This is a genomic window from Brevibacillus sp. BC25 (genome assembly GCF_000282075.1).
Taxonomy (GTDB): Bacteria; Bacillota; Bacilli; order Brevibacillales; family Brevibacillaceae; genus Brevibacillus.
On the sequence record NZ_AKIX01000082.1, the window covers coordinates 19,503 to 31,358 of the forward strand.

General features: G+C 43.0%; 8 protein-coding genes and 1 pseudogene. 7 read left to right on the top strand and 2 right to left on the bottom strand.

Translation table 11 applies throughout. The features are described 5' to 3' along the window. Nucleotides 1-42 precede the first annotated feature (42 nt). The 7 genes from PMI05_RS21020 to PMI05_RS21055 all read left to right on the top strand — a co-directional run bounded on the left by PMI05_RS21020 (nt 43) and on the right by PMI05_RS21055 (nt 8,694). Nucleotides 43-972 (top strand): LD-carboxypeptidase, encoded by a 930-nt coding sequence (locus PMI05_RS21020; protein WP_007726002.1) that lies wholly within the window; start codon nt 43-45, stop codon nt 970-972. A gap of 210 nt (nt 973-1,182) precedes the next feature. Beyond that, nucleotides 1,183-1,554, top strand: coding sequence for a DUF4280 domain-containing protein (locus PMI05_RS21025; RefSeq protein ID WP_007726007.1), 372 nt, complete (start codon nt 1,183-1,185; stop codon nt 1,552-1,554). Nucleotides 1,555-1,591: 37 nt separating this feature from the next. Then, entirely contained in the window at nt 1,592-4,426 is a 2,835-nt protein-coding gene (locus PMI05_RS21030; RefSeq protein WP_007726008.1) for a phage late control protein, read from the top strand. A gap of 14 nt (nt 4,427-4,440) precedes the next feature. Next, nucleotides 4,441-5,040: a pentapeptide repeat-containing protein gene (locus PMI05_RS21035; protein WP_007726009.1), complete on the top strand. Its 600-nt coding sequence runs from the start codon at nt 4,441-4,443 to the stop codon at nt 5,038-5,040. Nucleotides 5,041-5,359: 319 nt separating this feature from the next. After that, nucleotides 5,360-6,154, top strand: a complete 795-nt coding sequence (locus PMI05_RS31420; protein WP_007726010.1) for a deaminase domain-containing protein — start codon at nt 5,360-5,362, stop codon at nt 6,152-6,154. A gap of 23 nt (nt 6,155-6,177) precedes the next feature. Further along, complete coding sequence (locus PMI05_RS21045) at nt 6,178-6,621, top strand: SMI1/KNR4 family protein (RefSeq protein WP_007726011.1); 444 nt, start codon at nt 6,178-6,180, stop codon at nt 6,619-6,621. Nucleotides 6,622-8,196: 1,575 nt separating this feature from the next. Continuing rightward, the gene (locus tag PMI05_RS21055; RefSeq protein WP_007726013.1) at nt 8,197-8,694 is read left to right on the top strand and encodes a hypothetical protein; all 498 of its coding nucleotides are present in this window, start codon (nt 8,197-8,199) and stop codon (nt 8,692-8,694) included. Between the two features lie 743 nt (nt 8,695-9,437). Here PMI05_RS21055 and PMI05_RS21060 read toward each other — a convergent pair. Further along, a pseudogene (locus tag PMI05_RS21060) lies at nt 9,438-11,443 on the bottom strand (serine hydrolase). Nucleotides 11,444-11,676: 233 nt separating this feature from the next. Further along, the gene (locus PMI05_RS31155) at nt 11,677-11,829 is read right to left on the bottom strand and encodes a hypothetical protein (RefSeq protein ID WP_007726025.1); all 153 of its coding nucleotides are present in this window, start codon (nt 11,827-11,829) and stop codon (nt 11,677-11,679) included. Nucleotides 11,830-11,856: the final 27 nt, after the last annotated feature.

An 11,856-nucleotide genomic window follows, 5' to 3' on the forward strand; every position in this document is an offset into this window, starting at 1 on the left:
GTACGATAATGGGGAGAGAACCTGGAGGAGGAGACTGGACAGATGAACAAAGGGAAAGCATTGCGAGCGGGAGATACAATCGGAGTAGTGGCAACCTCTAGCCCTGCTACAGAAGAAGTGCTGAACAAAGCAATGGCAGAGCTGCAAGGTTTGGGATACAAGGTGAAAATATCGGATACATGCCGAGAATCGTACGGTGGGTATTTAGCGGGAACTCCTGAACAACGAGCGGCTGAGCTGAATGCCATGTTCGTCGACGAGGAAGTGGACGGGATCATGTGCATGCGCGGCGGTTACGGTTCCCCGCAAATTCTGTCCTTGCTCGACTATGACCGCATCGCCCAAAACCCGAAGCTGTTTATCGGCTACAGCGACATTACGGCGCTGCATACCGTTTTCGGACAGCGTGCGAATATGGCTACCCTTCACGGGCCGATGGCTACCTCAGACATCGCGCATGGACTGGATGACTGGTCCAAGCAATATTTGCTGCGCGCAATGACTCGCCCCGAGCCATTGGGAGCGATCATTAATCCGCCTGGGGAAGAAATCGTCTGTCTCGTCGAAGGTCAGGCAGCTGGACCCGTAGTCGGCGGGAATCTCGCCCTCGTCTCCGCTTTGATGGGGACGCCTTACCAGCTCGATACGAGAGGCAAGCTGTTGTTCCTGGAGGATATCGACGAAGAGCCGTACCGGATTGACCGCATGCTAACACAGCTTGCCCAGGGTGGCTTGTTTGATGATTGTGCAGGCGTCGTCATCGGGACATGGACCGATTGTGAGCCGAAAAAGCGCGAAGGCTTCTCTGTCTGGGATGTGTTTCAAAATATCGTCGTGCCGTACGGAAAACCGACCATCTGGAACATTCAGATCGGGCATGGCGCGTGCAACATCGCTCTCCCTCTGGGCGTAGAGGCCAGTCTCGATGCGACAAACGGTGAACTAGTGATCGAAGAGAGTGTAACCATATAACGAGAATGCTTTTTCTTTCAAGAAGGCTTCCCCAACCATTGCAGAGTTGGTGGAGGCCTTTTTGGGTAATTTAGAAAAATAAGGAAACAGGACGTTTGACCCATAAATTACTTTCCAGTTTATCCCGATTATTAGATGGAATGTAAAAATAAGACGAATTATGGAAGTTGCTTGCAGAGGATTTTTTTGGAAAGGGGGATAGGTCTAAAGATGCTAGCGTTACTTCAAGCACTTGCAATGGGGTTGTTCAGCCCCGAGTACTCATATGTCGTGCGGGGAGCGACCCTCAAGTGCAGCAAGGGAACTGACCCCGGCATATTGAATTTGCCCTTGTGCCATGGCGTTTATAGCCTAGACAAGCCTGTCATGAATGTTGCCGATCACGTCCCCGGAGTGAATATCGGATGCTTTGGGTTTTGCACAGCGGCAGGAGGAGGACTGTGTGTGCCACAGACGACCTCGAAATGGACAGATGGAAAGCACGATGTGCTCATCGACAACGAGCATGCCTTACTGAGCAAGTCGCAGCTAGTCTGTAATCTGTCAGGCATCATCACGATTGAAAAAGACGGTCAGGATTGACGCTTCCCGCGCTTGCTAGAGAAGGAGGGGGGAGAACATGCAGCGTACAAACGGCGTCATGACTTATCAGGATATAAAAGTCGTTTGGCCATATGGACCGATTCGGCTAGATCAGCTAGAGTTCGTCCATCAAACAGGCACACACGCCAAGCTCACGATTACAGGAATTGTTCCGGAAGACAAAGAGGACGAGATCATCAATCGTGCCGGCACCCACGATCCCATCGAGCTGTACAAGGTGGAAGACGGGCAAAAACAGCCGATTTTCATGGGGCGGCTGGATCATGTGGAGATCAAGGTCGTACGAGACATTCACTACGTCACGATAAAGGCCGTCTCGCATACATATGCGCTGGACATGAGTGTAAAAATACGTTCGTTTCAAGAAGTGAATCGATTGTACCGGGATGTTGTAGACGAGATCATGTCCGTCTATCACGGTGGAGATGTCATCGATCAAGCCTTCGACGACCGCCAGCAGGGTAACTTCATCATGCAGTACGAGGAGACAGACTGGACTTTTTTAAAACGAATCGCGTCCCATGTCGGAGCCGTCCTCGTACCGGATTTGAGTGCGCATAAGGTACGCTTGTGGATCGGCATGCCCGAGGGTCGCAAGCAAATCAAGCTGGAAGAAGAATCACCATACGAGGTCAACCGGGCCATCGCGCCGTACATGAAAAAAGCAGCAAACGGCTCCTCGTCCGTCAGCGAGTACCAGTACACGACGTACACCTTCGATTACGACGACCTGCTACAAATCGGGGATGAGGTGCAGCGGGAAGGGCAAACGTTTGTCATTACGAAAGTCACTGGGAAGCTGGAGCAGGGACTCCTGAGATGGAGCTACGTCTGCGCCGTGCCTGAATCCGTCAAGCAAACGAAGCTGTACAACAAGGCCATCATCGGTGCGGCGATCGACGGAAAAGTCATTCAAATCGGTCGCAATCAGGTCAAACTCCACCTGAACATGGACAAAAAGCAAGAGCTAAGCAAGGCCCAGTGGTTCCCGTATGCGGCGGAGGGCAACCAAATTTTGTATCTCATGCCCGAGCTCGGCTCGAAGGTAAAGCTGTATTTCCCAAGCGCCGATGAAGACGACGGCATGGTCATGAACTCCGTGCGCCATGCGCCCAAAGGAGCGGCCGCTGAGAAGCAAGATCGGCAAATGCAGGACCCCGGTGTGAAGACGTTTGGGAATCCGCAGGGGAAAGAGTTCACGCTCGGGGATAAAGAGCTGACGATGACTGCTCAGGAAGGGATGCTCTACATCTCGATGAACAAGGATGTGGGCATCAGTCTGAACAGTACCTCGAATGTGAATATCAGTGCGAGTGGTGCGCTGAGCTTGAGTGGGGCGGCTGTGTATTTGTCCGGGACTGAGAGCTTGAACGTGAAAACGGCGTCGGATACGATAGAACTATTGGAGGAAAACAAATCCAGCAGTGAGGAGATTAAGCTGGATGCGAGCAAACGAACGAAGTACGACCGGCTATTTAGTGAATTTGAAAAACAAGTGCAGGCTAAAGGTATTGAAGCGGTGAAAAAAGAGCGAATGCGGGCAAATTTTGACGCAGAAACGCAGGGGAACAAAGAGTTCTGGGGAGATAGTTTATCTGCTTTGTGGGGTGCTGTGGTTGATACAGCAGATATTGCGTTTACCGCATTAATGCTCGGCAACTCCGAAGAAATTTATGAAGGGGTAAGTGGTAAAGAGGTAGGATCACTTACCGAGCGAAATATCATGGCAAAGGGAGTCGCGGATCGTGCTACCAATGCCTTGAATTACGCTGGAGATGTACTCACGGGAAATAAATCGGCGAGAGAAATAGGAACAGATGCATTAGAAACGGCTTGGTCAGGTGCAAAAGGAGTCTACAGCGATGTCATAGAACCCTTTGTAAAAGATGGGCAATACATGTTGGAAGACACACAAGGCGGCATGTGGACCAGGTCTATCGAAGAAAGCTACGAAAAAGGCCGAAATAGAGGCAAGCAAGATTTGGTTATCGCCGAGCTAGTGGTAAGCCGTGGGGCTTTGTCTGCCTACAAACAGGCAGCTAAACAGACAATTGACTTAGGTCCAGATGGGGATTCCCAACGTGGTAAACGAGAAGGTGGAAATGGAACGGGGTTACTTCTCGATGGTGCAGATAACAACCGGAACAGTAGCTCATCCCTAAAGGGTGGGAAGCTAAAGACGCAGGCTAAGAGTTTTCCAAAATCGATCGAGGAATTACAAAAAGAGGTTGATAAGCTTCTAAAACAGATGGGGAACGTGTTTGGTGGAGTTGCTGTTTTCAGAGACGCTCATTCGGGTGAATATAGGGTTTATTGGGCGCGGCATGATGATTTGTCTGGTGGTAATGGCGGTGGTGGTAATCATCGTCGTAGTGAAAATGGTAATGAGGGGACGGGTGAAGCTAATAAGCCTAACCTGTATGACAAGGATGGAAATTATACTGGGGGTAGAAGCCAAAAGGAATTGGATGAATTGGCTACAGACCCAGATAGAGGCTATGTTTTAGATGAACAAGGCGAAAAGGAAAGAGAAGTAGGTTTAGCTGTAGAAGAAAGAGGGGAACTAGGCAAAATTAAAAGGGATTCTGGTGGCGCTGAATTCTATGATGAATCATCACCTACTAAGCAACGTTGGGATGTTAAGAGTTATGAATCTTATCCTAATGGTCACACAAACCCTAAAAAGGGAGCATTTAGTGTGAAAAGAACACTGGAAAATATGTATAAAAAATTAAATAAAGATATCAATATAATAATTGACACTAGAGGGCTAATCCCGGAACATGTTGCTCAACTAAAAGATGCAGTGAGTAAGGAAGGTATTGCAGATAGGATTATTTGGTATCCATAAAAAGGGTGATTAGAATGGTAGATGAAAAAAGTATAATTAAAAAATTTGAATTACATCAAGTATGGTTAGACTCAGTGGGGAGGGAGGGGGAGAAATTGGTACTTGACGAAATAAATCTGGAAGGTCTCCACTTGTCCAATTTTTCCTTTAAAGAAGCTAGGTTAATTGAATGTTCGTTTGATAGTATGAACTTAGAAAAAGGAAATTTTATTTTAACTTGGCTATATTCTTCAACGTTTAGAAATACTTATTTACACGGGGCTAATTTCTATAAAGGTTATGTTTCTTATGCGGATTTTAGTTACTCTAATCTCAGAAACTCAAAATTTACAGATTGTGAGAGTGCAGAGACCATTTTTTTGGGAGCTGATCTTTCGAATGCTGAGTTAAATGTTTGTTATTTTAGTAGTGTAGACTTTAGAAATTCAAAACTGGATAATGCAAACATTGAAGATTCTTTTTTTGAAGATGTTTTAGTAAAGGGTGCAAGCTTCAAAAATGTTAAGGGAATTGAGAAGGCTAATATTATTAGTATAAATATTGGAACTCCAGAAGAACCAATTACCTTAGATAAAGAACAAGCGAAAAGGTGGATTTTTGAAAATTGTATGTGAGTTGTTATTTAAATAATGGTTTGCCAAGATATATTTTGTAAATACACTTACAATCCCAACAATAAGATCGTACAATACGACCAACAAACCAAACACTAAACAACTCAAACACTTGATAAACTTTCAAAAGCTCTTTCCAACTTGAATCATGAGTAGGGATGAGCTTTTTTTGTATGTTCAAAATCAAAGGAGGAAGGAACGAATGGCAAAACGTGAACAGGTAGTGGCAGAAAGTTGAAGAACCAGCAACTAGCACAGGAAGTAAAAAAATAAATGAGGTCTATCGCTTAGGCACGAGGTGTATACGAGCAGCTTATGGATGAAATTCGTAGTTATTATCGATGCCCAACGTGGAAAACGAGACGGTGGAAATAGAACGGGATTACTAATCGATGGCGTAGATAACAACGGGAACAGTAGCGCATCACTAAAGGGTGGAAAGCTAAAGACGCAGGCTAAGAGTTTTCCAAAATCGATCGAGGAATTACAAAAAGAGGTTGATAAGCTTCTCAAGCAGATGGGGAACATGCTTGGTGGAGTTGCTGTTTTCAGAGACGCTCATTCGGGTCAATATAGGGTTTATTGGGTTCGGCATGATGATTTGTCTGGGGGTAATGGCGGTGGTGGTAATCATCGTCGTAGTGATAATGGTAAAGAGGGGACGGGAAAAGCTGGTTCTGTCAACAGAGTTTTTAGGGAAGCGACCGAAGAAGATAAGAAATTGATAGATGATGTGAGGAAGAGGTTTAACGCAGGAAAAACTAAAAATGTCGCATTAACTAAGGGGGAAATAGATGGTGAATCAATAAATCTTGAATCAATGAGTGGGTATGATCCAAATAATCCAAATCATAAGGATAACTATCCCAGACCACCTGAAAATCACTATAAATATAGTGGGTCAGATAATAAAGGAAGGTTGCAAGATACAGAGCAAAAGATGATAGAATATCTGAGAGAAAGGTTCAAAAATAATCCTGATGTTGAAGGCAGTATTGAAATTATTTCACATAACCCTATTTGTAAAAGTTGTAATGATATTATTGATCAATTTCAAATTGATTTTCCGAATATCAAAGTCACGAGAGTTCAAATCTTGGATGACTTGAATTGAGTAGAATATGGAGGAGATTTAACATGGATATTTCAAATAAGGATGATTTAAAGGAATTCTTATTAACATTAGAAAAAAAATCATACCCAATGAAGCCTTGTAGTGAAGATGAGCTAACAAAATTAAAACATTTTTCTCCAACAAAAACGCTGCCCTCGAATTATTTAGATTTTATGAGTAAGTTTGGGAATGGTGCAGAGTTTTTGACTGGTACACATTATACTATGAAGTATATATTAGAGTTAAAAGAATGGGCTGTAGAACTTTTAGAGGAAAATAGTTTCTCAAAAAAACTCACAGATAATCAGTTTGTGTTTATGATGCACCAAGGATATATGTTTTGGTTTTTCAATTTGGATGAGGGTGATAATCCTTCAGTATATCTTTACGATGAAAGTCTTAATCTAACGGAGTTTAAGAAAGTCAGCGATACTCTTTCTGAATATTTAATTTCATTATACGACTAAAGAGAATCGAGTAATTATTTTAGGTATGTAAAAAGTTTTGTGTAAATCCGGTTACAAGCTCAACAACAAGATCGTACAATACACCCAACATTGCCACAATACGAGATAGCCACCCGTATTGTGGTCTTTTATCCTAGGGCGGTTTGTTGATGAGTAGACCTCACCCAGTGCCGAATGAGTAGGGCAGATGAATCTAAGTAGACTTAACTCAAGTTGCATTGGAATAAAGACTTTTTCGTTTTATTTGTACGCACATCAATGCTTTGGCTTTATACCCTAAAAAGTGCTATTCCGATACGTTAAACAGGTCGATTATGGTCAGATACCACCATGATTGACCTGTTTTTTGTTAGCTTCGTTTTCTCGCAGTTTTTTGAAATCAATCGCAACTGTAAAGAACGTCGCCCTGATAGAGAGGATGAGAAACTAACCAATCGCACCTTTAAGGATGTGCTGCACGACAATTAATAGTAGTGGGGGCTAAATCGAAAATATTTTTGATTTTATCAGCAACAGAATGGCAAGTTATCGCGATTGTTACTGTGAAGTAATGAATCTGGTGACGACCAGTTGACATATAACAGGTAAGGTAACGTGTAGGCTAGCCGCCTTCCTAACTTCATAGCCGCCGCGGGCAGAACTAAATTGCGAGAAGGAAGGTAAAAGGAATCAGAATCGTCAAGCCGATAATGAGTACATGGACAAGGTAAGTCAAGAGAGTCAGTTGACATCACAGCATAAGGGGTTTACAAAAGTGCCACTTAAAATCCATCGGTGCTACGGCTTAACACATTATGAGAAGCTGATTCTGATTGACCTAATCGCTTATGAGAAGGCTTGTAAATATCATCTTTAGCATGATGAAGAACAAGACGGAATACAGGCTGGTTACTCCCCTAACAGACCGTCAAGCAGGATGATAGAATGGTGGTGATTGGTAAAACGATTCCCAGTTTCTATATTCCCCAGTTTAAGATTACAACTTAGGGGACTGGTAATGCTCCAGAATCAATACCTACCCTTAAAAAGGTTGATTGGAATGAATACAAGCGTGTAGATGATTATAAACCCACATTTATGGATGAATTTCAAGAAAAAGAATATAAAGCTGCATCATGATGATATTAGAAGTGTTGGTATGACTGATATTGAGCAGGTTGCAAAAAATACTGGTATGACAATAGAAGAAATTAGGGCTATGAAACAACACATGTTTTTTGATACACATAACATCCTTTAGATAATCAAAGTTATAGAGTAGGCCACTTTACTCCTGATTTAGAAGTTAGGTTTATATGGAAATGGGCACAAAAAGGTGAGCTGGATCCAAAACAAAAAAAGTGGTTTCAAGATTTAGCTAAACATGAATTAACTGAAAGTGAAAAAATGAAATAAGGCTACCATATAAAAATCCTGGCTCGTATCAAAAAGATAGTGATTATTTTGGTTCAGATCCTCCTGGTGCACATGATGTAGCTTCTGATCAACCTTCATTTGAACTCCCTGGAGCATATGACTATTATTCGAAAAAAGTTTTTGGGCAATAAAAATAGAGAAGATGGAGCGAAATAATTGATGGGAAATTTTAATCAGGCAATTAAGCGTATTTCTGCAATAGATTGGAGTTATATTGGAAACAAGCAAGCAAGATCACATGTTCATTTGAGTCAAGAATACTTAAGAAGAGCATCAATATTTTTCCGGTGTTATCCTGGGCCTTGTAGGTATCCTTTTATTATCATTTCAAATTCGATAACTAAGTCACAAGTGAGTGTTGATGAATTACAAATACTAAAGGAGATTGACAATAGTTATGTTAGAGAAATTGCTACCAGTTATTTAGAGTTAAACGCACTCATTGATGAAGGAAATCAAATTGCTATTGATAATAAAGATTTGTTTGAGCCAGCAATAAAGCTATATGAAAGAGGTGGCCATTTCTTTATAAGGGGAGGTTATTTGAATGTAGCGGGTGCTACTGATTTTCTTTCGCTTGCAAATCGAGTTAAAAGGGAACCACTTGATATAAGTGATGAAACCTTGGATGCCCTTGACAATGGACATGTTGATTAATTTATGGATTTGTTCGGATTATTAAACAACTTACAATACTAATACAATATCGTACAATACAACAAACAACGCCACAATGCGACCTAACCGCCGTGTTGTGGTTTCTTTTACATCCATCGCTGACAAAACACGCTCTTGCTGTACTTGTATTCAACCTCTCCTGGTCACTACCTTTAATCCAAAATTTTATATTTTTCACCGAAAGTGCTATTTCGTATTTCCGTATTTCTTTTGCGCTCCCCGCAATCATTCTTCCGAAATAGAAAAAAGCGCTCGACTTTTCACAAGTACAAACGCTCTGCTCTCCAAACGACTACCAACTCGGTTCAGGGATGATCCCACTTTTGATCACTTCGTTGATTTTTCTATGAGCTTCACCATTCGCTTTGCGTTTACGACAAAAATCGTAAGAGTCTTTTTGCTGTATCCATTATTGGCTATTTGTTGTCCTTTTCTTTTTCATGTCATGCTTAGCGTATCCAAGAGAGAACTCCATCTCAGCTTCGAGCATTTCTTGCTTTGTTTCAGCAAACAAATTTTAAAAGTAGACTCTTCTATTCGAATCAGGGAAGTACTTAGCGAGAGAGGCTACTGTCAGAAAGCACGAGAGTCTCGCAGAGATGAAGGTTCTGGCGAGAATCTAGTGTCCCATAAGCGGCTTTTTTTCTGAAAGAAGAAAGGCTGCCGAGTTACTCGACAGCCGTGGGCGAGAGAAAGTTTCCCAAATAAGAGCAAACAGCTACTTACCACTTAATCAGCAAAGAATGGTAGCCAAACGCCAAATCAATCAAGGCACTTGCCTCTTGACGCTTCAACAAATCTTTTGCGCGGAATGTGAAAGAGCCATCTGCGCTTAACTTCGTATCAGGATCGACGATGCCTTGTGAAGCAAGAGTAGTGATCGCATCTTTTGCCCATGCATCGGCTGTGTCTTGCAGCTTTACTTTGCTGGTTGCCATCGGTTCAAGCTGCTTCAAAGTTTGGATCATGACAGCAGCGGATTGTCTTGAGATAGGTGCCGAAAGGTTCAAATCAGGGATGCTTGCGGCCAATTGCTGTCTATTGATGGCTTCATCCCCGGGAAATCCGTACCAGCCATGTGCTTTGATCAGGGCGTCAATAAATTCGCCTTGTGTCATGGTCCCTGTAGGATCAAATTTACTTCCTGTTTTTGCCCCCATAATGGAAAGCGCGCTGACATTGTTGATATAGGTCTTATAGCTACTGCTATTAGATACGTCTGAGTAAGTCTCTTTCCTATCCATTTTTTGTGAATGGGCAACGGCAAGTGAGACGTTTTTTGGCGTGGAATAATAGAAGTATTTAATGTTACCGTTTTTCTCTTCCTTGAATGCGATTTTACTGCCATCCTCATCTACAAACAGTAGTGGATGAATCATGCGCAGCTTTTGTTTTCCAATTGTTGCATCTTCCACCATAAGTGAGCCATTCTCGTAGGCAATAGAAGTACGGTTCCAAAAGCCACGCGTGTTTTGGACAGTCCGATATATTTTTGGGCATCCCCTTCACTCAAGGGCAAGTAAACAGGCTCCTCTTTTTCTTTTTCCGGGAAATAATGATCCATGAACTCTTTGAAAATATCGGATCTCATGTCCGAATCATTGTTGTAGGACATATAAAAGGCGGTTTTTTGTTCAGGGATCAAAACGATCAGGGAAGCATGTCCAGTAATGTTTCCACCCTTGAAAACAACGTACTGACCATTTGCCGGCTCTTTATAAAGGTTTTCAAACCCTCCTACTGTCGTGAGCGGGATGTCCTTTTCCGCGAAAATCTGGTAAGAATGCATCATTTCCATGCTTTTCTGGCTGACGATTTCCTTGCCGTTAAATTTTCCGTTTTGGATCTGCATGATCATGTATTTGGCCATGTCTTCTCCCGTTGATAGAATGCTTCCGTCCGGAGCAACAGTTGGCATTACTCCTTCTATCGGCTGTGGTTTGCCATTAGGACCGTAATGGGCAGCCATTCTCTTCAAGAGCTCAGGCTTAAAGAGTATGCTACTCGAGGTCATTCCGAGAGGCTTGAACACTTTTTCATCCATATACTGGGCAAAGGGGATTCCACTTGCTTTTTCCACGGCGTAGCCAGCAAGTAAGAATCCAGTATTATCATACGTATAGACCTCGCCAGGTGGTCGGACAACGGTCGGCAGATTATTCTCAGAAAGGAATTTATCCATCGAGATGTTCTGCTTGATGTATTGTGGACCGGTAAAGGTAGTGATGTCAGGCAAATCGAAGCCGCTTGTGTAGGTAAGCATGTCGAACAGAGTGAGCGGTTTTCCTGTCTTATTGGAAATCTTTACCCCGCCGAGATATGCCTCTACATTACGATGCAGGTCTATTTTGCCCGCATCGACTTGCTGCATGACAGCCAAGGCGGTAAAGGTTTTCGTTACAGAGCCAATTTGGAACACCGTGTCTTTATCAACAGGAATTTTCTTTTCCTTGTCAGCGAAGCCGTATCCTTTGTTCACGAGGACCTTGCCATCACGGACGACAACAAAGTTGGAACCATTCACATTAAATTTTTTCATTTTCTCTGCAAACAGTTGATCGGCAAATGCTTCTACTTCTTTGGCATCCAGCGGTCCTTTTATATTATTGGCAGCAATGGAAGCAGTCTGATTGGATTCCATAGCGCTGAGCGGCTGCGTGCATGCGGCAATCAAGGTCGTGGAGAGAAGAAAAACCGTGAGACTCATTTTTTGAACAGCCTTTTTCATGTGGGATTCTCCTTTGGGTTTTGCTAATACGTTTTGGCGCACCGACTCCGAGAGTGAACGCTTTGCACAGTATGGCAAAGCTCGTGTCACACTCGGAAGTAACTTTCTGTCATATGCTCGGTAGTCACTTTCTGTCATATGACATTTTGGCATTGGCTCATACGCAGGTTCTAAGAGCATATGAAAAAGACTGCCGAGTTTCTCGACAGCCTTAAAGTGGGGGAGAGTAGTTATTAATCTTTCAGCTCGGTAATCACTTTTGAAGCGCGTTTTTCATCAGGGGTAGGGAACATTTGAAATTGATGCTGAAGCTCGATTTCCTTCTCATTCAAGTCACTTGAATCTTTTTGTTCAGCTTGTCCCCTGTGTTTATCGCTATTTTCCACGACCAGTCACCTCCCTCAAAGGAGTAG